Source organism: Arthrobacter sp. ISL-85, from assembly GCF_018613675.1.
Taxonomy (GTDB): Bacteria; Actinomycetota; Actinomycetes; order Actinomycetales; family Micrococcaceae; genus Arthrobacter.
In genome coordinates this window covers 17,074-41,328 of record NZ_JAGGPQ010000002.1, presented here as the reverse complement: position 1 = coordinate 41,328, position 24,255 = coordinate 17,074, and the positions used below count along the sequence as shown (strand labels likewise).

Here is a 24,255-nt window from a genome sequence, read left to right as displayed (position 1 = left end):
CTCGGAACCTTCCCGTCTCGGATCCCTAGCCATATGAGCCAGTTGGACACCCAGGGGTGCGACATTTAGCGATCACAGAACACCGCCATTCACCGCCGAAAGTCACACTTATGGTGGTCAAAACTGGTTTCCGAAATGAAAGCTTGTCAAAACCTAAAGTGGAGGCTTTTTGACGTGGGCGGCAACGTGATTGGTTATGCAAGGGTCAGCACCCGGGGGCAATCTTTGGACTCCCAAGTGGATGCGCTCGTGGCCGCCGGAGCCGTGCGCGTATTTCAGGAGTACGCCTCCGGGGCCACGCAACTGAGGGCGCGCTGGAAGGAATGCCTGGACTACCTACAGCCTGGCAATGTCTTGACGGTGGCGGACTTGACTAGGCTGGGCCGCAGCACGGCCGACCTGGCTGACATCGTGACGGTGCTGGGACAACGGGGGATTGGGTTCCGTTCGCTGGCTGAACCGTGGCTGGATACCACCAGCGCACACGGCAAGCTGATCTTTGACATGTTTGCGTCTCTTGCCGAGTACGAACGGTCTCGGCTTTCTGAGCGGACAAAGGCCGGCCTGGCCGCAGCAAGGGCACGTGGCCGACTGGGCGGCCGCCCTCGAACGATGACTCCTTCTAAGACAGAGGCGGCACGGCAGCTGCGCAGCCAAGGAAAAACTCTGAAAGAGATTGCCCAGATACTCAGCGTCAGCGTCTCATCGCTAACTCGGGCCCTTAGCCGGAGGGAGGCCCAAGAAGTCATAACTACAGCGGCCTCAGGCGGCAGGTGAGTCCGAGGCCGGACCGGCAGCGGGCCACGGGTAAAGTCAGGTACGCCCGCGCAGGCCTAATAGGGCAGCGCGGCCCGAGATTCAAGGAGCATGGGTGGCACACCTCGACACGCTGATCGGTAGGATTTCAGATCCAAAGCTGAGGAGTGAGATCCAGGACCAGGTTAATAAGTTGACGGCCAAGACAAGCTTTGGCCTCGTTTTTGAAGAGCACCGCCCAGAAACGGTAACGCTTCCTGGGTTTGAGATCAGTCGAGGCGGCAAGGTTGCCTACAAGGACGGATCGACACCCGGTATATGGACCGTACTAAGGTTGGTCGACGGTGTGGCCACCATCGTAAGAATGGGCGATACCGCCGAACGTGGGACTGCTTCCATTGGTGAGCTTGTCGTCATTCGTGAATTTGGCGACCCAATCTATCCCGGTCTTGAGTCCGTCGGTGCTGTCACTCGGGGCGATGACAAACCATTTCATACAGTCATCAATGCCGAGAACTACCATGCGCTTCAAACCCTGATGTACACCCATGAGGGTAAGGTGGACGCAATTTACATTGACCCGCCGTACAACACAGGGTCACGGGACTGGAAGTACAACAACGACTACGTCGATGGTGATGATCAGTATCGGCACTCCAAATGGCTCGCTTTCATGGAGCGTAGGCTCAAGCTTGCGAAGCGACTCCTGAACCCCGCTGATGCCACGCTCGTAGTCACTATTGACGAGAAGGAAGTCCACCGCCTAGGCCTCCTACTGGACAAGGTCTTCCCTGAAGCTAGACGCCAAATGGTGACGATCGTCATCAACCCAAACGGATCTGCACGTGGTCAGGAGATGTCACGCGTCGAGGAGTACGCTTTTTTCCTCTTCTTCGGGCAAGCAGGTCCCGGGCTCGTCTCGGAAGATCTCCTTGGTGGTGAGGACATGGCGCCTGTTCGGAAGGATGTCCGCTGGGAGTGGCTGCTGCGAGGGGGCGCCAACTCTCGGCGACAGGACCGTCCCAACCTGTTCTACCCAATATTCGTTGACCCAGAGACAAAGAGGATCGTCGACGTTGGGCCCCCCCTGCCGATCGATGCAAACCGTGACGACGTCCAGGCGGCTAAGGGGCTGGTTACCGTTTGGCCGTTGAAAACGGACGGTCAAGAGGGCCGTTGGCGTGCATCAGCAGATTACATTCGAGCGCTTCTGGCTGCCGGGCATGCACGGCTCGGCGCGTATGACTCGAAGTTGGACAGGTGGTCGGTCCTCTACCTCGGGAAGGCTCAGATCCGCCGGATAGAAACCGGAGACATCGAAGTGACCGGGCGCCGGGAGGACGGTTCGGTCATCCTCCAAGAGCTTGTTTCGACAAGGCGCACGCCGAAGACGGTCTGGAACATGTCACGGCATACCGCAGGGGAGCACGGCAGTAACCTGCTCAAGCGGTTTGTAGAAGGCAGGGCCTTTCCGTTTCCTAAATCTCTTTATGCAGTCGAAGACTCACTTCGTGTTGCTCTCGGGGGCAAGAAGGACGGTGTGGTGCTCGATTTCTTTGCAGGCTCCGGCACCACCGCTCATGCCGTTATGCGGCTGAACCGGCAGGATGGTGGCCGCCGGCGGAGCATCAGCATCACCAACAACGAAGTGTCGGCTGAAGAGCAGGCGGGATTGCGTGCAGAAGGGCTACGCCCCGGCGATGCCCGCTGGGAAGCGCTCGGCATCTGCGAGCACATCACTATGCCACGGCTCCAGGCGGCTATCACGGGTAGGACGACGGATGGAGTGCCCGTGAAAGGTGACTACCGATTTGTCGACCCGTTCCCGGTGGCTGACGGTTTCGAGGAAAACATGGAGTTCTTTAAGCTGACCTATGAGGACAATCACCTGATCCGGCTCGGGAGGAAGTTTCATGCCATCGCACCTCTTTTGTGGATGCGAGCCGGTGCCGAGGGGACGCGCATAGACGACCTTCCCGAAGAAGGGTGGTCACTGCCCAAAGATAGTTTCTACGGCGTTCTGACCGACATCGACCAATGGGAACCATTCGTAAACGCGGTCAATGCGCGCGATGATGTTCGCTGCGTCTTCATCGTTACCGATTCGCAGGCCGAGTTTGAGGCCATCAACGTTCAGATCAACCAGGGCATCGACTCGGTAAGGCTCTACGCGGATTACCTGCAGTCGTTCGAGATCAACACCAGGCAAGGCTAAGCGTCTCTATGAAATTCAAGCTCCGCGGCTACCAAGCTGTTGCCAAACGCGATGTACTCGAAGATATAAGTGAGGCTCTGGAACGCTATGTAGAAACCGCTGGCGAACGCGTCACGGCCGTGCAGTTGACTGCGCCGACAGGATCAGGCAAGACGGTCATCGCCTCGGCTGTCATTGAAGCGGCCCTCTTTGGTGCCGACGACTTCACTCCCAAACCTGACTGGACGTTTCTCTGGATCTCCGATGATCCGTCGCTGAACGAACAGACCGCCCGCAAGTTCTTGACCGCCTCGGACAAGATTTCGCACGGCACGATCGAGATCATCGAGTCGAGCTTCGACCAGAAAGTGCTCGATCCAGGCAAGGTCTACTTCCTCAACGTCCAGAAGCTTAACTCGAGCGCTCGACTGTCCAAAGAGGGTGGCGGTGACCTGCGCGAGTATTCCTTCTGGTCCACGCTGACGAACACGATCGACATGCGGCCCGACAAGCTAGTAATCATGATCGACGAGGCGCACGTCGGCATGAAGACGGAGCGATCCCGAGACACCATCGTGTCGCGCGTCATCGGCGGAGCGAAGACCGGCCGTCCGCCAGCGCCGGTCATCGTCGGGATCACTGCCACCCCGAAGAGGTTCGAAAAGGCGATGGACACGATGAAGCGCCGTGTCCGTGCCACGCGCATTGGCGTCGACCAGGTGCAGGCCTCTGGCCTTCTCAAGGACGGGCTTGTGCTGGCTTCGCCGCAGCAGATCGCTGCCAACTTCAATGAATCGGCCCTGCTTCGTCACGCCGTATCGACCGTTCGTCGATACGAGCATGATTGGGCAACATACTCAGCTCAGAATAACGAGCCGCTGGTACTGCCGGCACTGGTCATTCAAGTGGGTAACACGCCGTCCAACGAAGAACTGTCATCGATCATCGGCGTCGTTATGGAGTCCTGGCCCGGTCTAAAGACCCACAACATCTGTCACACCTTTGGTGAGCACAGTGTTCTCAAAGTCGGCGCTTACGCAATTCCGTACTCGAACCCGGAGGATATCCAAGACGACCTCGATATCCGGGTGGTTCTCTGTAAGCAGGCCATCACCACAGGGTGGGACTGCCCCCGCGCCGAGGTGCTGCTGTCCTACCGTGTAGTCGAAGAAGAAGACGCCATTACGCAGATCATCGGTAGGATGATCCGGACGCCCCTCGCCCGGCGCGTGGAACAAAATGAAGCCCTCAACTACGTGCATTGCTTCCTGCCCCGGTTCAATAAGGCGGGCGTGAAGAAGATCGCCGACCGGCTCAAGCTCGGCGACGACAGCTTCCGCCAGGAGTGGGTCCATCCGGAAACGATGGACAGGGACACGCTGCCGGAGCTTGTCCCCGCTATTCCCTCGACTGAGATGACGCTGGCCGGCAGCACCGTGGCCAAGCGTGCGACGACCTTTAACACCGGCCTCCGTGACGAATTGATCCGCCGTCGTGAGGCAGAGCGAGACGATGCCAGGCTCTTTAGTGACGACACAGACCAGCTGTCAGCCCCTGAGGCTGAGCCGGCGCGTCCGGGACCCGAAGAGGAACTGATCATCGTCGAGGAGCAGGAGCTTGCGGACGGGCCTGGGCCTACTGGGGTCAGCGTCATCACGCAGGAGAATGTCCGGCTGGCGCTCAACCCGATGATCGATGCGAGTGTGTTCGGGAAGCTCCTCGAGTTGCCCTCCTACGTTATCCCCGGTGTGCAGTACCGGACGCAGGTTGACCGACTCAAGAACTTCGCTACATTGCTCACCGGCGGTGGCAAGAACGCTATCCTCCAGGGGGCGTCGAAGATTGCCAACGAACGCCTTCTCCAGGTGCTCCGGGAGACGAGGCTGCAACTCGACGCCAGCGAGAAGTTCCAAGAGCAGGCTGACAAGCTAGCCCACTTCTTCATCGAGAATGAGGTGACGACTCTCTTTGACGGCAACGCAGTGCTGGAGGTCGACCAGCTCGAGGAGGTCGAGATCGACAGCAAGGGCGTCGAGCAGCTTTTCGCTCAGGCGGAACGGCGTATAGGCCGCACGATGGCCAACGCTTACCTCAACGAGCGCTATGAAGCTGACGGCGACACCTTCACAATGATGATGTCCGTCGCAGTCGTAGCCCACCAGCCGGGCATTAAGGAAAAGCTCGAACAGGTTGCTAATTCCACCATCGTTGAATGGTTCAAGGAATACCAGACCCTGATTAACAAGGCACCTGCCGCTCTCAAGGCTCAGATTGACGAGGTACGGTCCGAGGCGACCGAGCCGGAGCCCACGGTCATCTCGCTGGTGGAAAACAAGCCCTTCCCTGTGGCCGAAGTCGTCTGGCCCAAGCACCTCCTGTCGTCACCGACTGGCGACTACCCGGTGAAGCTCAACGAGTGGGAGATTCACGTTCTAGACACCGAGCTGCAGGACGGCAACTGCCTGGGCTGGTATAGGAACCCCTCGACGGGCTCCGGTGCGCTGACGGTTCCGTACACGATGGGTGGCCGTCACCGCGGCCTGACACCGGACTTTGTCTTTTTCCACCAGTCCGACGACGGCGTAGTGGCCTCCATCCTGGATCCTCACGCGCAGAGCCTGAGCGACTCCATCCCGAAGCTGCGGGGCCTGGCCAAGTACGCCAAAGACCAAGGAGAGTACTACCAGCGCATTGAATCGATCATCAAGATCAACGACGTCTTCTACTCGTTGAACCTGAAGGATAAGACCGTGCAGGACGCGGTCGAGTCCTACCGGGATGCGCGGCCCGAGGCGCTGTACTTGGAGCATGCTGGAAAGTATTAGGAGTCACTGTGAGTGCGAGGCTGGGTGCGGCGGTGGTAGGCGGCTCGCGTGATTACAAGCGTTTGCGGCGCGCCATATAGAGGCAATCTAAGCTCCGTGCTGCGCAACTCGCTGCAACACCCTGCGTGCATGAGCTTCAGTCTGGGTGCGGGAGGGTGCGGTAAAGCGCGCTGCTCGCACTTCCCTCAATGTGGAGTAGCTCTTTCCGCGGCGAAGGAAAAAAGTGAGGGTTCCCTTGGTTTCCTCAATGCCGGCAGACCAGCGAGTGGAATCCGTTCCTGTGCCGATCCAACCCCCCTGATCGTCTAGCTCCCAAGACACACGAGGTTGAGCTTTCGTAAGTGCCAAGCGGAAATCTGCTGCAGTGTTGAAGCGCTTCATGGGGTCCACGTGAAGGGCACGAACGATCGCGCGCCTTAGCGGCAGATGGACGTACGGCTGCCAGGCCTTACGGTCAGGGAATTTTCCCGCGAGCACTGCCTCCGGAAAGCTCGCATCGAAGGGGAACGCTCCGTACAGCATGTCGTCACCGTTGATGAGGCGGTAGGCAGTGCCACCTAGGGCGTATACATCTCCAAGGGGACTATCAATGTAGGAATCATCCGCCCAGCACTCAGGCGGCCGCAGCGGCAAATAGCCTCCCTCCTGGAGGGTCGTGGGGTCGTCAGCCATACCAGCAAGGCCGAAGTCGCTAACCTTCACCTGACCACCCTCGGCAAAGAGAAGGTTCGCCGGCTTGATATCTCGATGCAACAATCCCTGCGAATGGAGGTGGTGAACTCCCCGGCACGCATCCTCGACCACCTGGAGCGCTTGCCGCACGGGTGCGGGACGGCCGCGATATCTGTCCTGGACGGTGCCTCCGGGAAGATACTCCATCCGGATAATTAATTCGCCAGCTACAACATCCGCATGGAAAACTTTTACGACGTTTTCATGCTCGGCAAGCGCCATTGCCTTTGGTTCGAAGTATTGAGCCAAGCCATGGGACCTGGACGTGTCGATGTACTTGACCGCGTACTGACGTCCTGTAAGAGCATCTTCTTCAAGCTTTACGACCCCGAAGCTTCCTGAGCCAAGTGTTGTCACTCCGGCAGCTCAGCTATGGCGACGATGACAGGGATAAGCCTACTTCTAGGCGTTCCTGCAGATGCCTGCAGTGTGGCCACATGATCAAGAATTAGGTCTTTCGAGCCAAGTTTGTATCGGCTCCTCAAGCCTGGCCACTTGTAGGTCAGAACTTCTTGCTGTGCTTGTTCGGCTGCAGCGAGCACGACGCCGTCCATCTGTGCGCGCTCCAGAGTAGAAGCCTTCATACTCTGCCCAGCCTCAGCTTCATTAAGGTGGATGCTTCCTGGGGAGTGAGACAGAACCATTTCAGTCACTTCGCGAAAGATCCAATGGAGCTTTTCTTGACGCGATTTCTTAGGCAGCGGCCTACTTCCAGACGACACCATGGTCGCCGTTCCGCGAGTGTCGCCGTCCATCAGCGCCCACAGCATGCGCTCTTTTTCACACTGCAGTCCTAGCATGGTGCTCATTCATTCCCAGTTTCTTCGAAGTTCACGTCCTGTGTTGGACTGTACCGCCCAACACAAAGAAGGCGGGGCCGCGTTAACACGGCCCCGCCTCCAACGCGCGCTACATCAATACGAGCTCACGAACGTTCTTGTTGTCGGCATCCAAGGTGTGCACTTTGCGCCCCTCGTGAACTTCATCGTCAATGAACTTGTACACGGAGATTGCTCGACGTACGGCCTCGGTGAATGAAATGCCATGTTCCTTAGCCATCTCTTTCAGGGCGTCCGCAGTCTCTTTGTTCAGGTTAACGCTCAACCGAACGAGTTCCTGGTCCCCCGTGGGCTTGGCATTTGTAGTTGGGGAGCTGTGGCGATTCGCAGGCATTTCCCATCTCTCCTTGGTTGTGACCTCGCGTCTAACCCCGTCTTAGAGACGACGATTAGACCCCCATCAGACGGAGGTCATTCAATTATTTTGAGTCGCCGGACAAGCCGGCACGTTCGGTTCCATTACTAGGTCGTACCTAGCTGCTGCTTATACCCGGGTTCACCCGAATATTCCAGCGCCATACGTCAAAGGTACACAGATGTAGAGATCGCTGTCAACAAAAAATGTGGCTATCGTGTGCGTCTGATGTACATTCGACGCACACGAGCGTAGCATGTGATTGCGCACGAAGTTTGTAAGAACTGCTCCGGTCTGCAGCCGGGAAAGGAGAGCACGCTGATGTCATCTTGTGCTCCTATCGGCGGGTCCGACGACCCGAACGGGCCCAACACGCCACCTTGGATCTATGTTTCCAGTGTCCGCGGGGCATGGAGTAGCTCACTCTCCATGCCCCTCGCCGTTAAAGAATCAATTTCCGACGATGAAAGCCCCCTCCATCCCGGTCTCAGCGGAGTGATGGCGGTGTTTGATAAAGATGTCGATTTCTGATCCAGAGGAAGCAGGGCAGAAAGGCGGCCTCGATGAGGCTGGCGATGGCGAGGGAGGCACACTGACGCCCCTGCCACCGGAAGAGTTGGAGGAATCCTTATCCCCAGGAGGGCCCGGCCTCTACCCTGTCGAAGCGAGGGATCCGCACAACCATGACCGCGTTCGCGCCAGGATCGCCTACTCCATCCTGGCGGGATTGGGTATCTTGTACGCCGCGCTGTTTGTTGGTCTGCTATGGCTGGACCTTCCTTTGGAACGCTTTACGGCGGCCGCTGCAGCACTTTCTGCACCTCAGTCACTAGCAGCGGCAGCGGTGGGTTTTTACTACGCCAAGAAATAGGGTCGCCCAGCTTGAAGGAGACGCTGAACGGCTCAGCGTCAGCGTCTCCCCAAAAATGACTGCTCTGACCTATATGGTTGCCCATCCCTCCTTAGGTGCGGATTCACTCGTCCGTGATTGACTCCAGCAGCCATTGTTCCGACAGGGGATCCCGGCGCAGTTCGAAGGTTCGCAGCGCCGATATGGAGGACCCCAGCCGGACTTGAAGTCTCCAGTGTTCGATGTCCACAACGTTCCCCACTCCGACCGGCACGGTCCGCTGTGTTTCCCACCAGTAGTCCCTGGTGAACCAGTGCAGCGGCTCCGCCGCGACCGCCCAAACGCGCCCGTCATAGCGGACGGCCAGGGGTGTGCCGGCTGCGGTGAAGCGGACGTCCACGGGGGCGTTGAGGGTTGTTTCACTTACTGTTGCTGTCACGGTTGGTCCGCTCTCCCAAATTTCTGTTCATCATTTCTTCCCGGCGGGTAACCGCCGAACTCCACACCCAGTTCCGGTATGTCACCGGTCCGTCCTTCCACGTCACTTCTGCTGCTTTCGCCGTCCAAGCGAACACTTCGCTGTCCACGAGCTCCGCGCAGTTGGGGAACCGGATCCACGCCTTTACTGGGATTCCTGGGTACCCGTTTTTGCCGGGAAGTGCTCGAAATCGAGCTCTTCCACGGTCAGCCCGATTGGGCCGGCGCGGCGCGCGTACTTCGCCTGCAGCGCGACAGCTTGCTCCGGTCCCATAACACAACCTTAGAACATATGTTCGAATAGACACGCCAAGAAAAAACGGCCCGTCTGACCGCAGGTTTCATTGTGGGGGAGGGGTACGACAAAGAACGTTCTCCACCAACTTGCGTCTGATGCAGGACACGAAGCCGGGGCTGTGGGGGCCGCTGCCCACAACCGGGGACAATCCTGATGGGGGTTATCCACCGCTCCGGCTGCCGAAGCGAGCTTCCCCGATGGCTCCCAGGAAAAAAACCAGCCGTGGATAACCCGGATTGCCCCCAACCGTGGACAAGGCCGCGCCGTCTTGGGTGCTTGGGAACCGGGGGGAGCGGCCCGTACTCGTGGGACGCCCTCTGCGGTGATCGCTTTGGGTGAAGTGTCGGGCAGAATGGGCTCCATGTGCGGCAGGTACGTGATGTCCAAGGCAACCGGTGATCTCCTGAGCCATTTCGAGGCGAAGGAGGTTGAGGGCAGGCCGCCGCCGCCGTCGTGGAACGTCGCACCGACCCAGGACGTGCCGATCGTGGCCGAACGGCTGGACGAGGACTCGATCGAACGGCACCTGCTCATCGCCCGCTGGGGCCTGGTCCCGTCCTGGGCCAAAGACATCAAAATCGGGAACAAGCTCATCAACGCCAGGAGCGAATCGATCCTGGACAAGCCGTCCTTCCGCAAGGCAGCAGTCAAACGCCGCTGCGTCGTCCCAGCCGAAGGCTATTACGAATGGCAGAAGACCGAGGACGGCAAAAAGATCCCGAACTACCTGTACTCGGAAAAGGAACCCCTGCTCGGCTTCGCCGGCCTGTACGAGTGGTGGGCCGATCCGTCAGTGCCCGAGGACGACCCCGGCCGCTGGCTGCTGTCCTGCACCGTGCTGACCACCAAGACCCAGGACGCCCTCGGCCACGTCCATGACCGGTCCCCGGTGATCATCCCGCGGGACCGGTTCGCCGAGTGGCTCAGTCCGGACCTGACGGCCAAGGACGATGTCCAGCACCTGCTCGATGCCCTGCCCGAGCCCACCCTCACACCACGCATTGTCAGCCCCAGGGTCAACAGCGTCAGGAACAATGGGCCCGAGCTCATCGAGCCGGCGCCCGCGGATGCGTAGGCTCTTGCGGTGATCCTTACCGGCAGCACCAGCAACCCGACGGCAGCGTCACCCGTATCGGCGCCGAGGGTGACACCTACGACGAGGCGCGGGAAAACCTGTAGGCGCTGCGGGAAGAAGGCCAAAAGCTCCTGGCCGTCCGCACCGACCGCTAACCAGCACAAGGGGGTTAGCGGTCCGGGAGTTGTACATCATCCGGTGGGAGTTCCGGCCCGGGGCCGGATGTACCGGCGGGGTGTACCGCAAAAGGCGGCGCCCCCAAAAATCGAAGCGGGTTATGCCCATTGTGGGCAGGTGGAGACCGGAGGATGAATCTCAAAGCTGTCCACACTGGGTATAACCCGCGGCGCCGTCAGCGGCGCCTGTTGTCCAGCTCCGGGGGAACACGGACGCCTGAGGGGTCCAGCTCGGGCCTTGCCCGCCGGTAGGAAACCGGGTGGCGGAAGGACATACCGGACCAGGCGACGTCGGCGGAGACCTCGACCACGACCGGCTCGACCAGAGTCAGCCGCACTGGGCCTTTGGCCTTGCTGAACCTGTTCAGGGACGATTCGCTGATCTCCTCGGGCCAGGGATGCCCGGGGCCGGCCGGGCGGAGGTGCTGGCTCAGTTCACGGCCGATCTTCGTGGAGAGGACTGTGGATCGACCGATAATTTTCAGTGCGCCTTCTATCGGTAGACCGGCGATGATGGCCTGAGGCTGGGTCACGGGCCCGATCACCGCAGCGCACACGACGTCCAGGACGTCCTTGTGTTTCAGCTTCAGCCAAGCCCTGGTGGCTTCGTACGGTTGGGCGGCGCCCTTGAACACGAGACCTTCGATTCCGGTGGCGGGCAGATCCTGCAGCCAGGTCTTTGCCAGTTCCATGTCCCTGGTGGTGGGGGAGAGGGTCAATGGTGCGGCCCAGTCCCGGGCCAGTTCCTCGAGCAGCTGCCGGCGCCCGGTGAACTGCACGCCCCTGGTGTCCTGCCCGGCGACGGCGAGCACATCGAAGGCCACGAACGAGGCGGGCAGTTTTTTGACCACGGCCGGCAGGGCGGCCCTGGAGGTGACCATGCGCTGCTGTAGGGCTTCGAAGTCCAGCCGGTTCTTGTTCCAGATGATGGCTTCGCCGTCCAGGACAACCCCGGGCGGTACCTGAGCTGCGAGGGCTGCAGCGAGATCCGGCAGGATCTTCGTAAGTTCTTTGCCCTGTCTGGACCACAGCGTCACCTGGTCAGCCTGAATGTAGGCGGTTGTCCGGTAACCGTCCCACTTGGGTTCGGCCGTCAGTCCACCGGGTAGTGCGTTGGGCCCAGGGAAAGTTTTGACGAGTTTTGCCAGGGCAACCGCGACCGGTGGTTGCAGTGCCGGCGGAAGGGACTCGGCCATGGGCCCAGCCTAGAGGAGAATCGTCAGCCTGGACGCCCGCGTTAGGCGGGCGGCAGACCTTCAGTGGCCGCGTCTTCCTTGCTGAAGCTACGGAGCATGGCCGCCATGCTCCGTACAGATGCGGGGTCTTCCTGCCAGGGCCTGCCGCCCCGTGAGCAGGCATGAAAGCTGGTGACAGCTGACTCTTTGGCCGCCTCGGTGAGCTCGGTCCACGCATCTTTAAGCTCTGACAGCTGCTCAGGAGTTAATGGCTCCTGCTCCTTGGGCTGATCGGACATCACGCGGTCGGCGTCGTCAGCACCCTTTGCCGGCTTGCGCCGGCCAAGCCAGCTCCACAGGCCCATAGATTTCCCCCTCTAGTGTCCGTTCGGGACTAAATGACTTCCAGCTCCAGAAGACCCCAGACATCACCGTATCAACACTGCTGCGGCCGCCCAGGGCAAAGCAGAGGACCACGACTGGTGGGAATGCGGCCCTCTGCCCTGGGTGTAAACATGCCTTTTTCGGCCGCACCGTCACCGGCCTACTGGGGGAGCGGCCGGTGACGGGGGCAATACAAGTTTATCGCCGTACAGGGGGTTTCCGGCTGCGCTCCAACCCCTCTAATGGGCGTCCGCTGCGCGGCCGACTGTTGGGTGCTGCCGGTCCGTCGCAGGGCTCCGGCCCGTCATCACCTTTGTGTTGACGACGTCTTTTGGCTGCTGTCCTTATGTTGTTATCGGGTTCAGTTCCGCGGCCGCTGTAGGGTCGTGGCTACCCAGGGGAGGCGGGTATGGCTTTGGCTGCTGTGCCGGACGACTCGTGCGTGACGGCTTGTCAGGATTGGCCGCCCGCCACCCCGCGATGACCCGACCGCTGATTGAGAGACGCGACATGATCGCCGGATAAGGACACGACGGCGTGGTTATCTGCTGGGCCCTTAACCCATCCAAAGAATGGAGCCTGTTCTTGGTGCACCTATGGGCCGGCATTGACGCCGGCAAAGCCCACCACCACTGCGTCGTGATTGATGCCGAAGGCACACGGCTGCTCTCACGAAAGATCCCCAACGACGAAGCGGCCCTGCTTGAGCTGCTCGCCGATGCCCTTAAACTCGCCGACGGCGGAAACCTGATCTGGGCCACCGACCTGAACCACGGTGGATCCGCGCTGCTCATCGCCCTCCTTCTCGCACACGGCCAGGACATTCTCTACATTCCAGGCCGTACCGTGCACCACGCCTCCCGGCTATATCGCGGTGACGGCAAAACTGACGCCAAAGACGCCGCCGTCATCGCTGACCAGGCCCGGATGCGCAACGACCTCCAACCCTTGCGCGCGGGGGATGAAATCAGCACCGGCCTGCGGCTTCTCACAGCCCGGCGGGCTGATAAAGCCGCCGACAAAACACGTGCAGTCAACCGGCTCCGCGCCCAGTTGCTTGAATACTTTCCGGCCCTGGAACGGGCGTTTGACTACAGCCGCTCTAAAGCGGCGTTGCTGCTGCTGACCAGGCACCGCACGCCCGACGGGATCCGCCGGGCCGGGCAGGCCAGAATCCAAGCGTGGCTGAAAAAGCACGGAACCCGCTCCTCGGCAGCAATCGCCGCCACTGCCGTTGAGGCTGCCAAATCGCAGCACACCACCGTGCCCGCCCAACACATCGGCGAGCAGATAGTCGCAGCCTTGGCTCGGGAAATCCTGGCCCTGAGCGATGAACTGGCCGAACTCGATGCCCTCATCAGCGCAAAAGTCACGGAGCACCACCACGCCACGGTACTGCTGAGCATGCCAGGTTTTGGGCCAGTCCTGGCTGCAGAGTTCCTCGGGGCGACCGGCGGCGACCTGAGCGTCTTCGAAAACCCCGGCAGGTTCGCCGGCGTCGCCGGACTCGCCCCGGTCCCCAAAGATTCGGGACGGATCAGCGGAAATCACCACCGCCCCAGACGCTACGACCGACGGCTCCTGCGCGTCTTCTTCCTTTCATCACTCTCCGCCCTCAAGAGCTGTATGGCATCACGGACCTACTACGACCGCAAACGGCTTGAAGGAAAGACCCATATACAGGCGATGCTCTCCCTTGCCCGGCGTCGACTCAACGTTCTCTGGGCGATGTTGCGCGACGGCACGAGCTATAGCCGGCCGCCTACGCAGGCAGCTCCGGTGGCAGCCTGAGGAACCCACGGGTATGCGTCAGTAAGCACCGGGACCCCGCTGGGAAGGCGAGGTTGGGGTCAGGTCCGGGAAGTCGTTTGGTTTACCAGCAACCAGGTGATGGCCTCGGTGTTGGAAGTGAAAAAGCGCGCCGGGGTGGGGAGGTTTCGCACGCCCAGGGACCAGTTGGCGAGCATCCGGTCAACTGGGCTCTTGCCAAGCAGCGCAATGCGGGAGGCCGCACAGCGGATGGTGAAGACGGAGCGTGCTTGGCGGCTGAGGGAGGCTGTGTCTGACATGTCCACTAACAAGGGGTACTCGGACCCATCCGCCGCGGCATTTACGGCTGCCATGGCGGCGTGGGCGTCGGCGGGCTCGATTCTCACTCCCGGGTGCCAACGCAGGCGAAGGATTCCATCATCGCCGAGGACGACTGTGCCGTTGCCACCTTCAACTTCAATTTTTTCCAACGACTCCCCACAATCGCTTCGCCGGCCGACGGAGCCTCCTCAGAAGCCCGTCGCCCCCCAATAACCGACAGAAGCACGCTACCGGGATATCTAACAAATGTACATACTCGTCAACAGAGTTTGTGCTTGGCCGGTCACCAGGGCTGCCCCATCCACCATCACTTCTCGGACAAAAAGGAACAACACCATGAACGCAGTAACAAGGAAGACCGTGACCCTGGCCGACACCGGGGAAACCATCGAGGACATGATCGTGCTGGGCGATTACCACATGAACGGCGGCTACGACTGGATGGACCTCATCGAACAACACGGCTGGACCGTGCTCTCCAACTGGGGCTCGGACGGCTGGGACCTGGGACAGTGGCCCTACGTTATGGTCGCGGCCACCCGAACCGCTGACCGGATCGGTAACCTGTTCGGCGTCGCCACCTACTGCGAGGGAGACGTCACCTGCACCTACTACCGGACCAAGGCCCGCCAGTGGGACGCGATCACCGAACAGGCGTTCTTCCACTGGAAGAACGGCCAGGCCCACGGCCCGGACGACCTGCCAGAAACCGCCGCCGAGCTCCCCAACCGCTACCGAATGCCCTGCACCGTCAACGTCGCCTAAACAACCGCAGGAGTCCGTTGACAACATCATTGAGATTCCTGACGGATTGTACGTGCCCGCTCCGGCCCGTCCAGCCCCTCCGTTCCTCCGGGGCCTGCGGTGCGGAATTCTTCGACGGCGCTCCTTCGTCGCTGATTTCCTTACGAAGATTTCCGCACCTTGCCCTGCGGGTGGACAGGCCTCCGTCGGCCACAGCTCCGCAAGCTCCGCCAGCAGCCAAAAAGCAACGGGGGAGGGAAGGGGAGCTGGCCGGTCACCAAATCCGCCCCACCCACCCCACTTCTCGGACAAGGAGGACAAATATTTATGAGCGCAACACCCGTACTGGAGATGATCGACCCGGCCACTCTGACCGTCGATGTCAACGTCCGCAAGGACGCCGCCCTGACCGCGGATTTTGTCGCCAGCATCAAAGAACACGGCGTGATGGAACCGGTCATCGCCCACCGCAAGGACGACGGTACCGTGCATGTGCTGATGGGTCAGCGCCGCACCCGCGCCGCCGTCGAGGCGGAGCGTCCGGTGATTCCGGTGATGATCATCGAGTCCCCCGAGGAGGCGGAGCGGATCGTGACGCAGGTGGTGGAGAACATCCAGCGGGCCGAACTCACCGAAGCGGACGAGGCCGAGGCCTACCATCAGCTGTCCCTGATCGGGGTTTCGGCGGCAGCGATCGCGAAGAAGACAGGCCGCACGCGGACCACCGTGGAATGCGCACTGAAGGCCAAGTCTTCCGACGCCGGTGCCGCAGCCCTGGGTAAAGGATGGTCGATTGAGGAAGCGCTGATTATGGCCGAGTTTGAAGGGAACGAGGAGGCGACCCAGGAGTTGGAGTCGGTCATCATGGACGAACCCGGCCAGCTCCTGCACATCGCCCAGCGCCTGCGCGACCGGCGTGAGAGCGCCGCTGCCCTCGCGGCCCTAATCGCCGAACTGGAAGCCCAGGGCAAGACCATCGTCGAAGGCGCCGGACACTACGCCGATGAGGAAAACCTTTACGTCACCGCGGCCAAAAGGGCTGGCGGGGAACCGGCCACCGAGGAGGACGCTAACGCAGTCCTGATCACCACAGACTACCGCGGTGATCACCGGACCCACCCGGTGATCACCGGCTGGAAGGACCTTGGTTTCACCCCGAAGTACGAACGCTACGACGGCGGCAGCCAGCCACAGAAAGGCCCGATGACGGACGAGCAGAAGGCGGAGCGCAAGAGCCTGATTGAGAACAATAAAGCGATGTTGTCCGCGCAGGTGGTACGCCGTGACTTTGTGACCGGCCTGCTGGCGAAGAAGCAGGCACCGAAGGGTTGGCAGTACTTCGCCGTTCACGCGATCACTCATCACCCGGAAACCGCCATCGGTTACGACGGGAAAGTCGCCGCCGGGATGGTTGGGGCGAAGGTCGAGGAGTCCAATGCCTGGGCATGGAATCCGCTTCGTGACCACGTCGCGAAGTCCACGGCACGGCCGGAGTTTTCCCTGCTCGCGTTGGTCTGCGCCGGGTATGAAAAGACGATCGCCAAGGACTCGTGGCGGTCTCCAAGCCAAGCCAACAGGGACTACTTGAACCAGTTGGTGACGTGGGGATACACCGTGAGTGAGGTCGAAAAGATCATTCTCGACAGCGGCGCACCAGCCGAGGACGACGCAGCCTAAAGACTCCCTTGCCGGGCGGCCGACAACGCATGCCCGGCAAGACCTCTGCCCGCTCATCATCCGAGGGCCAGGAACCTTCCATACGTCGGGCGGTCCGCCGCCCGGTTCGAACCACAGCAGCGACTCACCAGCGGCGGATCGCCGTTCGCGCAGGACTGGCGCCCCAAATGCCCGTGCCGCGTTGCACCTGCAGCGGCTGGTAGAGTTGGGACCAGATTTCCTTTGTCCGAGGAGAACAAAAAGGGCCGGCTATGCCGGCCCTTTTTGTGTCTGCATGAGTGCCCTGCCAGGGGCAGGGATGCCGCCTCGTCGTGCACTTGTGGTCTTAGTTCAGAGAAGCCGCGTGCTGCTCGTCCGGCTGCTGGGCTTCACCCTGAAGCGTGGAGGTGTCAGCGGCTTTAGTCTGGGCTTTGCGGCGCCGTCCTGCTGCGGCTGGTTCGAGACCGAGTTTTTTGAGTTCCTCGGGGCTCCATCCATCACGGGTTGCCTGTACGTAGGCGCGCTTGTCCTCACGCTCTGCTGATGCCAGCTGGTCTTTGAGATCGGTGATGCGCTGCCGTGTTCGTACCAGATTGGTCACTGACTCGATTCGTGAGTCCAGAAGTGCGCGGGCCTGGTTTCGTGTCTGTTCAATGTCGAGATTCGCCATGGGATTCAGCCTAACGATCGTCCCGACGCCGGCTGCGCCGGACGCGCCCATCCCGGCACGAGGCCTGGCCGTCGGCTGGAGGATCTTCTGCCAGGAGGCCGGCGTTCTCGGGGTCGTTGAACCAGTCTCGCAGGTAGTCGTCAGCGTAGCTGACGGTCCGGGCGGTGAACTGGAAGTATTCCGGGCCGATCCCGCGCCGCCGCCACTGACGCAGCTGCGTCGCAGAGATTCCGTATTGCATGGCCACTTCGGTAGGTGAGATGAGAGCCAAAACTGTACCTTTCGCTAGCCCTTATGCCGCGTTCCTTTCGGCACGCTTGCCGAGACTTGGCCGGTGAAGGAATTGGCCAGTCGGAGTGGCCGGACCGTGGAATACCGGAGCGGAGCGAGGATATGCCGCGAAAGCCGGCTGCGGAGACTTGCCAAGGAAGGACCGGGCAGTAGCCTCACCCAGCCGAAACGGAACGACGCAGTCGTTTGGGCAGCTCAGACGCGAAGCGTCCAGCAGGGCAGTACCCGGCAACCACCCAAAGCGCGGAATCCCGGCGCAGGTGATGTTCCGGAGCAAGCTAGGTGGTTATGTGCCATAACCCGCGTGTCGATCCACGGCTTGCGGACGTTGATCGGCGACACTGAGGTGTCGGCCCGGAGATCCCGGGGCGCTGCGCTGGGCACTGGGGGAGGGGACCGGATGAGCGAAGAGCAGAAGTCTCCCCGCCGGTTCGCCCGCCGGCGCCGCGCGAACATTGACGGGGACACTCAGTACGTGCGCGTGTCGATGTCGGAGTTCGAACGGGCGCAGCTGAAGGTCCTGGAAGAACGGACCGGGCGCAGTCCGTCGGAGATTTTGGTCAGTGCGGCGCTGTACGCCGAGAACTCTGAGTCGCTGGCTGAACGGCGGGCGATGGCGGTGGAGTTCATTGCGGCCCGCCGCTACCTTGCTGCACTGTCGAACAACGTCAACCAGTTGGCCCGGCACGCGAATGCCACTGATGAGTTTCCGGAGGCTGCCCGCACAGTGTTGAGCCGTGTCCGGGCGGTTGCTGACCGGATCAATACGATGCTGGATTCGATGGTGCGCTGATGATTCCCAACATCACCAAGGGCACCCGCATGCACGGGCTGATCGCTTACCTTGCCGGCCCCGGCCGTGCGAACGAGCACACCGACCCGCATCTGGTCGCAGGCTCACCGTCGATCATGGCCTGGCACAACGACGATGAACTCAACGCTGACGCCGCCGGGGCGATTGCCAAGGAAATTGACCGCGCCCATAGCGTCCTGGGTGTCGAGATTTCCGGGGGGCACGTCTGGCACTGCTCACTGTCGCTGCGTGCCGAGGAAGGCGACCTGACCGATGAGAAATGGGCTGCCATCGCCCAGGACTTTATGGACGAGATGGGGTTCACCGAAGCCAGCGGTCGGGCGCCGGCGCAATGGGTTGCCATCCGTCACGGCCACAGCAAAGCCGGAAACGACCACATCCACATTGCCGCGTCCATGGTCCGCGAGGACGGCACCAAATGGAGCAGCTGGCGGGACTTCCCCCGCGCACAACAAGCGGCCCGCGACCTCGAGAAAAAGTACGGCCTGGAAGAACTTTCACCCACCCATTCCACCCGCGGCCTGCGCCCCGGTGAACGCGAAGCATCCGCACGGCGCGGCGCCCCGGAACCGGAACGCCGCTCCCTGGAACGCAAGGTCCGCGCCTGCGCCACTGCCGCCCAGGACGAAGCTGAATTTATCCGCCGGCTCCGGCGGACCGGTGCACTCGTAAGGCCACGGTACGCGTCCGGACGCGACGACGTAGTGGTTGGCTACAGCGTCGCTGAACGGCCCCCCAAGGGTGGTCGGCCGGTCTGGTTCGGTGGCGGCCACCTCGCAAAAGATCTTGCCCTTCCCAAGCTGCGCCCCGAGTGGCACGACACCCCGCAAGCGGCGACCGAAGCTGTCGCCGAATGGCAGGCAGCAGCCCGGGGACGCCGCCCGGTCACCATCGGCCGTGAAGCCCATGAACCGGACCCGCAACTGTGGGAGCACTACAGCAATGAAGTCGCACGGCTGCGCGAAACCCTGCGAACTGTTCCGCTGGATGACCACGCCACCTGGGCGCACGTCGCCCGCGAAACCTCGGGTGCGTTTGCTGCCTGGTCGACAGCCACGGAATCAACGCCCGGGCCACTGGCCGCCGCAGCAGATGAACTGTCCAAGACCGCGCAGCTCCGCCGTTACCCGGTGCGTCCCTTCCGCAGCGTAGGACCCTCCGCCCGGGGAGCCTCGCTGATGCTCATGGCAGCCACCATGGGCGGCAACGGAACCGCCGCGCAGGCAATCATGCTGCGCCAGCTGCTCAACGTCGCCAAAGCCGTCCACGACATGCACAAAGCCTCAAACGACCTCCGCCGGGCCCGCCAGATCAGCCACATGGTGAAGCACCACCTGAGCCAGGTCGCCGCAGCACTGCCAAGCACTCCCGTGCCGACACCGGTTGTCGATCGTGAAGCGGCCGACGCTGTACGTACGAGCACTGCCGGCCAGTCCCAAGGACGGTCTGTCGGCTATGTGTTGCCACCGAAGTACGAGCAAGCACGGACCCAGGCAACCGCCCGAGGCGGGACCACCCGCCCGGACATTGAAAGATAAACACCAGGATGGGGAACAATGAGTGAATCTGACGGCATCGAAGAAGCAATCGAGGGAATGTCCAGCGTCGGGCTGACCGTCGCCGGCCGGCTCGGAGAGCAGCTGGCCAGGGCACGCGAGCAGGAGCTCCGCCGCGTCCAGACGGTCGAAGAACAACAAGCCCGGGAACTGCAGGCCCGGTACGACGCCGAACGCGCTGCTGCCCGTGCGCAGCTCGCGCCAGTCATGGACAACCGATGGTGGGACACCGCCAGCGGCCGCGACATCGAAAGGGTCCATGAGACGGCCACCGCGTGGAAGGACTACGACCCGGCAGCGCGCGACGCGGCCGAGGCAGTCCGCGACCGGGTACAACGCCGCTACGGCCTCGACGTGGACAACCTGGGCGCCGATGAAGCCTCGGTGGCGGAGGCCCTGGCCAAGGGTGAACGGGACCGCGACCAAGCCCAAAACGAGCGCACCGCCGGCCGTGACGAGAACACCCAGGCCGTGCAGCTGCTGGCCGAGGCCGACCGGGAAGATCGGGACCGTGAACAAGACGTCACCGAAGAGAACCAGCGCCCCGAGTCACTGGCAGAAGAGGCCGACCTTAAATACGACTCGGCCAAGCGTCGGCAGGAGCTGGCGACGAGCCTGGAAAACGTTGCCGACCGCGAGGCCGTGCAGGCACGGCTCAGTGCCGACCAAGACCAGGGAACGCCGCCAAGCGCAGCGGTGGCCAAGGGGCCAGGGCGTAATCCAAAGGCCCGCAAAACCCGCGGAGCCAACGGCCAGACCAAGCTCCTGCAGAAAGGCATGGGCCGCTGAGTCCAGAACTATCGGGGGCTGTCCGGTAGTGAGGGCGCTGATTCCGGCCTTTCCGCCGGCTGCCAGCAGCCAACTCGATATACTTCAGTCCAGTTTCTATCACTGGGGGATCCGCATGATTGGTGCACGAATGAATAGTGCACGAAGCCTTCTCGCTCTCTTTGGCCATTGGGAACTTCAGCCCAATGGCAATGCATTAGGCGTAAGAGGGGATTCCAACCCTTCATCGCAAGGATTTTGGGCGGAACATCGAAAGGCTTTGGACTGGCTCGCAGACATTGAGTCCGCTGTGAACGCTCTCGAGGCGTCCGGAACCGACGTATCGGTTTATCGAAAGAAGATTCCTTCCTGGTACCAGGGACTCTTCGCCATCAACACCAACTGGACTCCATCAACCAACACGCCGCTCGTTGAGGAAGCGGCCTTGGACGTTCTTCAGATCCTGGCCTCAACACTGGACTTAGTCGAGTGGGAACCTGACTTCGGTGAAGACCAAGCCAATGTCTTCGAAGCGTTGCTCCACGCAGAAGAACTCATTCGAGGAGACAACTCCCTTCCTGCTTCAACGAGGCGCTATCTTCTGCAGCTCCTTCAGGAGGCACGTTTTACGCTTTCCAGTCTGGAGGAACTTGGTGGGGCTGCGGCAAGGTCCGCTTCCATGCAACTGGTTGGTGCATTGACGACAGTTGCGACGACAGCCGAGACGCCAGCGAAACGAAACGCTTACTTCAAAGTAGCTGTCGAATTGGCCAGAACTGCAGGTGCCACCGCCGTAACCAAGGCAGTCGAAGCTGGAATCGATTGGATTCAAAGTCTGACCCAGTAAGCCGGTGTGCGATGAAGACGCAAACCCGGGATGCATAGGGGGCCGGTTGGAGGGCCCGGACCTCAGCTTCCAAATGAGCGGAGTGAACTGCCGTTCCGTTTGTGCCGGCACGTCGGAATGAATCGCGACGGCCGCCACATCTGGACGCGCGTCCCATAGGGACGCAGCAAACCCGGCACAAGGCGCTCTATGACCAAGATCCGTCGTCCGGGTTCCACCGGCTGTGGTCTTCTGCTGATGAATCGAACACCGGATCGATGAATACAAGGATTCTTTCAACCTGGTCGTCCAGGTTTGCCTCGCATAGGTCTTCCACTTTCTGTTTGCTGCGCCAAGCTGCCCACTTGGCTTGTCCAACCTCCCCGTATCCGGCAAGTAAGGCGCGCAGCGGCCCGAGCTCGACGCCTCGATGTTGAGCAACCTGCGTAGCCGCTTCCCGGACGTCTGTGGCGGCAAACTCGTATCGGTCGGACAAGGCGGCGACATCAAGAAGGTCGCGCCACCTGGTGCTGGTAGTGCCGCGCTGCAGCATGGTGACGGTTTTCTCTGCGATGACGGTTACCAGCGGATGGCCCTGCATCTTGACGGACCCGCCAAGTAGTGAGGGAAGCTCGATTGGCTCGGGAGCTGGCCAGATGGGATCGCCGGTGCTGATGTCCAGTTTGATGGTGAGTTTCGCCCGATGCAGCCGCGCCGGCAGGGTGACACGCAGCCCGGTGTACTCGTCCTCGTCGCGAATTTGCTCCACACTTAAGCCGTCGGACTGAAACGTGAGGCCGTCGTCGACGACCACGTTCGAGACTGCTGTGACCACTTCGGTGACATGGACGACGTCGAGTTCAAAGTCGAGTGCCTGCATGTCGATGTCCCGGGTAGGCCGGCGAAGTGAATGAGCGGAAAGAAGAACGCCACCTTTGAGGCAAAAGTCCCCTGCGTAAGGAGTGTTTCCGAGGCGAGCCAGGAATCGCTCAAGCGCGTACAGGACGAGGATTTCATCAAAGGGTCGTTTGCGGCCGCGCGCGACGGCCTGCAGCTGAGTGTAGATTTGAGACGCTGTCATAAGAGGACCTCGAGAGCGCGGCGGAGGGGTCCTTTGGACCGAGGGACCACCGATGCAATTTGCATAAGTCGTGCTGGCTGAGCTCCCGGCAGCTTCAGCCAGTTGCGAAGGGCTTCGATACCAGTTTCATACCCGGCACTGGCTCGCAGGCGAAAGGCGTCAACAATAGAGCGCTCGGGGGAGTAGATACCGATCCTTGTCCCGTCGGTGCCTTCGACTGGCATCAGCGACCGGCCGACGTCGAATGTGGCCTTATCGAACACATGCCAGGTAACCGGGGCCGAAATCTGTGGGGGAGTCCTTCCGCGCGGAAGTGCCAGATCAATGGATGATGGTATCTCGTCGATCAACCCATGATGTGCCAGAGCACTGTTAAGGCAGATGGTGGCCGAGGGGGCTTTGTGCGCGGCCTCCAACAAATCGAGATCTGCGTCCATGCCGTCTGGAGTTACATAGAGTCCCGGGCCGATCTGCTCTATGAGTCCCGAGTCTCGCAGTCGGTACAGACTTGCCTTTGGCACACCGAAATGCGAAGCCTCGCTGACACTGAAAGCCGCGCCACGGGGAAGACTGTCCAGAAGCGCGCTCCTTCTCTTCATGGATACATTCTACGACAGATAACCATATCTGTCGTAAAAAAGTCTCGGAAAGGCATGCGGGTCGAGGGGGAGTGGTGCGTCGTCGTCAGCGGCGACGACGACGACGCCGGTGGTGATGATCATGACGAGCATTAGGGTGCCCATGAAGTATGCGGCGACAGCAATCGAGCCGTTAGCCGGCCGCTGGTGTTAGCTGTCTTTGGTTTGGCCAAGGGCACCCGGGGACAGTGTTTCCCATCGTTTCTGCGCCCCTTGCCGAGTGATGCCAACCGCCCGGCCGATCTTGTCCCAAGAGACGCCCGCCGCCCGGGCGGCACCGACGGCGTCATCGAGCTGGCCTTCGAGGTCCTTTAGGCTCCGGCTCAGGGTGCCGATGGTGTGCAGCGACAGGTCCGGGGCGATGTGCCGGTGCCAGACGTCCAGGAACAGCGGCTCCAGGTCCTGCCGTTCACTTATGTCAGCGGCATCGGCGCTGGCCGGCGGTCCGGCATAGATGCGACCCGCGGCCAGATCCTCGTCGGCCGGATCCCAGGCACGCGTCCACAATGGGTCCAGGATGACGTGTTCCCGGAACGGAACACAGCTGCAGGCGACCCGCCAGCCGACCACCTGCGACGGCGGCCGCCAGGCCGCACGGCTGGGATCCTCCTCGTGCCCGACCGGCCGGCCGTCGGGCGTCATCAGGTCGATCTCCATCCACCTGCCACCGGACCCGTACATGCCATCCGCGAAGACGCACACGACATAGCCCTCATGCTCGCTGCCCTCGGTAAACCAGCCCATCGAGCTTCCCTCCGCCTGCCACTAATTGCTACAGTGACAGTATGAGCGCCGGCAACTCTAGTTGACAAGCCGTGATGCTAAAGCAACTTTAGTTGACATAATATCAATTATCGGCTTTCAGTCCGGCCGTCATTAGATATTGCTCCGGCCGTCTCCTTCGTCTCGCCACGCCGTGCACTTCATCACCTCCTGAAGCAGCGCATGTTTCAAGGCGGTACGGCGAGGGCCGTATATGGAAGG

At 61.3% G+C, this 24,255-nt stretch carries 24 protein-coding genes and 1 pseudogene; 12 read left to right on the top strand and 13 right to left on the bottom strand.

Translation table 11 applies throughout. The features are described 5' to 3' along the window. Positions 1–135: 135 nt before the first annotated feature. From J7I84_RS01060 to J7I84_RS01050, 3 genes are all read left to right on the top strand, one after another. Positions 136–777, top strand: a complete 642-nt coding sequence (locus tag J7I84_RS01060; protein WP_214939443.1) for a recombinase family protein — start codon at positions 136–138, stop codon at positions 775–777. A 94-nt stretch (positions 778–871) separates the two neighbouring features. Next, positions 872–2,971 carry a site-specific DNA-methyltransferase gene (locus J7I84_RS01055; RefSeq protein ID WP_214939440.1) on the top strand — a complete coding sequence of 700 codons (2,100 nt, stop codon included), beginning with the start codon at positions 872–874 and terminating at the stop codon, positions 2,969–2,971. An 8-nt stretch (positions 2,972–2,979) separates the two neighbouring features. Continuing rightward, positions 2,980–5,775: a DEAD/DEAH box helicase gene (locus J7I84_RS01050; protein ID WP_214939437.1), complete on the top strand. Its 2,796-nt coding sequence runs from the start codon at positions 2,980–2,982 to the stop codon at positions 5,773–5,775. A gap of 87 nt (positions 5,776–5,862) precedes the next feature. On the opposite strand, the gene J7I84_RS01045 is transcribed toward J7I84_RS01050, so the two are convergent. The 3 genes from J7I84_RS01045 to J7I84_RS01035 form a co-directional block, all read right to left on the bottom strand. Continuing rightward, a complete protein-coding gene (locus J7I84_RS01045) occupies positions 5,863–6,864 on the bottom strand; it encodes a serine/threonine-protein kinase (RefSeq protein WP_214939434.1) in 1,002 nt (333 codons plus the stop codon). Further along, on the bottom strand, positions 6,861–7,316 hold the full coding sequence (locus J7I84_RS01040; RefSeq protein ID WP_214939431.1) for a hypothetical protein: 456 nt from the start codon (positions 7,314–7,316) through the stop codon (positions 6,861–6,863). Before J7I84_RS01040 ends, J7I84_RS01045 begins: the two co-directional genes overlap by 4 nt. Positions 7,317–7,416: 100 nt before the next feature. After that, a complete protein-coding gene (locus tag J7I84_RS01035; protein WP_214939427.1) occupies positions 7,417–7,680 on the bottom strand; it encodes a ribbon-helix-helix protein, CopG family in 264 nt (87 codons plus the stop codon). Between the two features lie 538 nt (positions 7,681–8,218). On the opposite strand from J7I84_RS01035, the gene J7I84_RS01030 reads away from it, so the two are divergent. Continuing rightward, the gene (locus J7I84_RS01030; RefSeq protein WP_214939424.1) at positions 8,219–8,572 is read left to right on the top strand and encodes a hypothetical protein; all 354 of its coding nucleotides are present in this window, start codon (positions 8,219–8,221) and stop codon (positions 8,570–8,572) included. A gap of 103 nt (positions 8,573–8,675) precedes the next feature. Here the strand turns inward: J7I84_RS01030 and J7I84_RS01025 are convergent, their stop codons facing one another. Together J7I84_RS01025 and J7I84_RS01020 are read right to left on the bottom strand one after the other, a co-directional pair. Continuing rightward, the gene (locus J7I84_RS01025) at positions 8,676–8,951 is read right to left on the bottom strand and encodes a hypothetical protein (RefSeq protein WP_214939635.1); all 276 of its coding nucleotides are present in this window, start codon (positions 8,949–8,951) and stop codon (positions 8,676–8,678) included. 19 nt (positions 8,952–8,970) lie between these two features. Then, positions 8,971–9,302, bottom strand: a pseudogene (locus J7I84_RS01020) (hypothetical protein). Positions 9,303–9,687: 385 nt separating this feature from the next. Here J7I84_RS01020 and J7I84_RS01015 point away from each other — a divergent pair. Further along, the gene (locus J7I84_RS01015; protein ID WP_214939420.1) at positions 9,688–10,401 is read left to right on the top strand and encodes an SOS response-associated peptidase; all 714 of its coding nucleotides are present in this window, start codon (positions 9,688–9,690) and stop codon (positions 10,399–10,401) included. A 352-nt stretch (positions 10,402–10,753) separates the two neighbouring features. Here the strand turns inward: J7I84_RS01015 and J7I84_RS01010 are convergent, their stop codons facing one another. After that, complete coding sequence (locus J7I84_RS01010) at positions 10,754–11,773, bottom strand: ATP-dependent DNA ligase (protein WP_214939417.1); 1,020 nt, start codon at positions 11,771–11,773, stop codon at positions 10,754–10,756. A gap of 41 nt (positions 11,774–11,814) precedes the next feature. After that, on the bottom strand, positions 11,815–12,117 hold the full coding sequence (locus J7I84_RS01005; protein WP_214939413.1) for a hypothetical protein: 303 nt from the start codon (positions 12,115–12,117) through the stop codon (positions 11,815–11,817). Between the two features lie 604 nt (positions 12,118–12,721). On the opposite strand from J7I84_RS01005, the gene J7I84_RS01000 reads away from it, so the two are divergent. Further along, a complete protein-coding gene (locus J7I84_RS01000; protein ID WP_214939411.1) occupies positions 12,722–13,927 on the top strand; it encodes an IS110 family transposase in 1,206 nt (401 codons plus the stop codon). A gap of 59 nt (positions 13,928–13,986) precedes the next feature. Here J7I84_RS01000 and J7I84_RS00995 read toward each other — a convergent pair whose 3' ends face one another. After that, positions 13,987–14,292, bottom strand: coding sequence for an STAS/SEC14 domain-containing protein (locus J7I84_RS00995; RefSeq protein ID WP_311381033.1), 306 nt, complete (start codon positions 14,290–14,292; stop codon positions 13,987–13,989). 271 nt (positions 14,293–14,563) lie between these two features. Here J7I84_RS00995 and J7I84_RS00990 point away from each other — a divergent pair, with 271 nt between their 5' ends. Both J7I84_RS00990 and J7I84_RS00985 read left to right on the top strand, forming a co-directional pair. Further along, the gene (locus tag J7I84_RS00990; protein WP_214939405.1) at positions 14,564–14,992 is read left to right on the top strand and encodes a hypothetical protein; all 429 of its coding nucleotides are present in this window, start codon (positions 14,564–14,566) and stop codon (positions 14,990–14,992) included. Between the two features lie 306 nt (positions 14,993–15,298). Further along, positions 15,299–16,648, top strand: coding sequence for a ParB/RepB/Spo0J family partition protein (locus J7I84_RS00985; RefSeq protein ID WP_214939402.1), 1,350 nt, complete (start codon positions 15,299–15,301; stop codon positions 16,646–16,648). A 325-nt stretch (positions 16,649–16,973) separates the two neighbouring features. On the opposite strand, the gene J7I84_RS00980 is transcribed toward J7I84_RS00985, so the two are convergent. Together J7I84_RS00980 and J7I84_RS00975 are read right to left on the bottom strand one after the other, a co-directional pair. Continuing rightward, positions 16,974–17,297, bottom strand: coding sequence for a hypothetical protein (locus J7I84_RS00980; RefSeq protein WP_214939399.1), 324 nt, complete (start codon positions 17,295–17,297; stop codon positions 16,974–16,976). 10 nt (positions 17,298–17,307) lie between these two features. Further along, on the bottom strand, positions 17,308–17,568 hold the full coding sequence (locus J7I84_RS00975) for an AlpA family transcriptional regulator (protein ID WP_214939396.1): 261 nt from the start codon (positions 17,566–17,568) through the stop codon (positions 17,308–17,310). 420 nt (positions 17,569–17,988) lie between these two features. On the opposite strand from J7I84_RS00975, the gene mobC reads away from it, so the two are divergent. The 4 genes from mobC to J7I84_RS00955 are packed head-to-tail and all read left to right on the top strand — an operon-like array spanning position 17,989 to position 21,573. Beyond that, complete coding sequence (gene mobC / locus J7I84_RS00970; RefSeq protein ID WP_214939393.1) at positions 17,989–18,381, top strand: plasmid mobilization relaxosome protein MobC; 393 nt, start codon at positions 17,989–17,991, stop codon at positions 18,379–18,381. Beyond that, complete coding sequence (locus tag J7I84_RS00965; RefSeq protein WP_214939391.1) at positions 18,381–19,940, top strand: relaxase/mobilization nuclease domain-containing protein; 1,560 nt, start codon at positions 18,381–18,383, stop codon at positions 19,938–19,940. The genes mobC and J7I84_RS00965 overlap by 1 nt, the downstream gene beginning before the upstream one ends. Before the next feature lie 18 nt (positions 19,941–19,958). After that, positions 19,959–20,747 carry a hypothetical protein gene (locus J7I84_RS00960; RefSeq protein ID WP_214939388.1) on the top strand — a complete coding sequence of 263 codons (789 nt, stop codon included), beginning with the start codon at positions 19,959–19,961 and terminating at the stop codon, positions 20,745–20,747. Positions 20,748–20,775: 28 nt separating this feature from the next. Next, complete coding sequence (locus tag J7I84_RS00955; protein ID WP_214939386.1) at positions 20,776–21,573, top strand: hypothetical protein; 798 nt, start codon at positions 20,776–20,778, stop codon at positions 21,571–21,573. A gap of 187 nt (positions 21,574–21,760) precedes the next feature. Here the strand turns inward: J7I84_RS00955 and J7I84_RS00950 are convergent, their stop codons facing one another. The 3 genes from J7I84_RS00950 to J7I84_RS00940 form a co-directional block, all read right to left on the bottom strand. Then, entirely contained in the window at positions 21,761–22,633 is an 873-nt protein-coding gene (locus J7I84_RS00950; protein WP_214939383.1) for a nucleotidyl transferase AbiEii/AbiGii toxin family protein, read from the bottom strand. After that, on the bottom strand, positions 22,630–23,232 hold the full coding sequence (locus J7I84_RS00945; protein WP_214939380.1) for a type IV toxin-antitoxin system AbiEi family antitoxin domain-containing protein: 603 nt from the start codon (positions 23,230–23,232) through the stop codon (positions 22,630–22,632). The genes J7I84_RS00950 and J7I84_RS00945 overlap by 4 nt, the downstream gene beginning before the upstream one ends. A 189-nt stretch (positions 23,233–23,421) precedes the next feature. After that, positions 23,422–24,015 carry a hypothetical protein gene (locus J7I84_RS00940; RefSeq protein ID WP_214939377.1) on the bottom strand — a complete coding sequence of 198 codons (594 nt, stop codon included), beginning with the start codon at positions 24,013–24,015 and terminating at the stop codon, positions 23,422–23,424. Between the last annotated feature and the right edge of the window lie 240 nt (positions 24,016–24,255).

Excerpts from the sequence above, each read along its gene's own strand:
- J7I84_RS01060 (WP_214939443.1), top strand. The coding sequence starts at position 136 with ATGAAAGCTTGTCAAAACCTAAAGTGGAGGCTTTTTGACGTGGGCGGC.
- J7I84_RS01050 (WP_214939437.1), top strand. The coding sequence starts at position 2,980 with ATGAAATTCAAGCTCCGCGGCTACCAAGCTGTTGCCAAACGCGATGTA.
- J7I84_RS01040 (WP_214939431.1), bottom strand. The coding sequence starts at position 7,316 with ATGAGCACCATGCTAGGACTGCAGTGTGAAAAAGAGCGCATGCTGTGG.
- J7I84_RS01035 (WP_214939427.1), bottom strand. The coding sequence starts at position 7,680 with ATGCCTGCGAATCGCCACAGCTCCCCAACTACAAATGCCAAGCCCACG.
- J7I84_RS01030 (WP_214939424.1), top strand. The coding sequence starts at position 8,219 with ATGTCGATTTCTGATCCAGAGGAAGCAGGGCAGAAAGGCGGCCTCGAT.
- J7I84_RS01015 (WP_214939420.1), top strand. The coding sequence starts at position 9,688 with ATGTGCGGCAGGTACGTGATGTCCAAGGCAACCGGTGATCTCCTGAGC.
- J7I84_RS01010 (WP_214939417.1), bottom strand. The coding sequence starts at position 11,773 with ATGGCCGAGTCCCTTCCGCCGGCACTGCAACCACCGGTCGCGGTTGCC.
- J7I84_RS01005 (WP_214939413.1), bottom strand. The coding sequence starts at position 12,117 with ATGGGCCTGTGGAGCTGGCTTGGCCGGCGCAAGCCGGCAAAGGGTGCT.
- J7I84_RS00990 (WP_214939405.1), top strand. The coding sequence starts at position 14,564 with ATGAACGCAGTAACAAGGAAGACCGTGACCCTGGCCGACACCGGGGAA.
- J7I84_RS00985 (WP_214939402.1), top strand. The coding sequence starts at position 15,299 with ATGAGCGCAACACCCGTACTGGAGATGATCGACCCGGCCACTCTGACC.
- J7I84_RS00980 (WP_214939399.1), bottom strand. The coding sequence starts at position 17,297 with ATGGCGAATCTCGACATTGAACAGACACGAAACCAGGCCCGCGCACTT.
- mobC (WP_214939393.1), top strand. The coding sequence starts at position 17,989 with ATGAGCGAAGAGCAGAAGTCTCCCCGCCGGTTCGCCCGCCGGCGCCGC.
- J7I84_RS00965 (WP_214939391.1), top strand. The coding sequence starts at position 18,381 with ATGATTCCCAACATCACCAAGGGCACCCGCATGCACGGGCTGATCGCT.
- J7I84_RS00960 (WP_214939388.1), top strand. The coding sequence starts at position 19,959 with ATGAGTGAATCTGACGGCATCGAAGAAGCAATCGAGGGAATGTCCAGC.
- J7I84_RS00950 (WP_214939383.1), bottom strand. The coding sequence starts at position 22,633 with ATGACAGCGTCTCAAATCTACACTCAGCTGCAGGCCGTCGCGCGCGGC.
- J7I84_RS00945 (WP_214939380.1), bottom strand. The coding sequence starts at position 23,232 with ATGAAGAGAAGGAGCGCGCTTCTGGACAGTCTTCCCCGTGGCGCGGCT.
- J7I84_RS00940 (WP_214939377.1), bottom strand. The coding sequence starts at position 24,015 with ATGGGCTGGTTTACCGAGGGCAGCGAGCATGAGGGCTATGTCGTGTGC.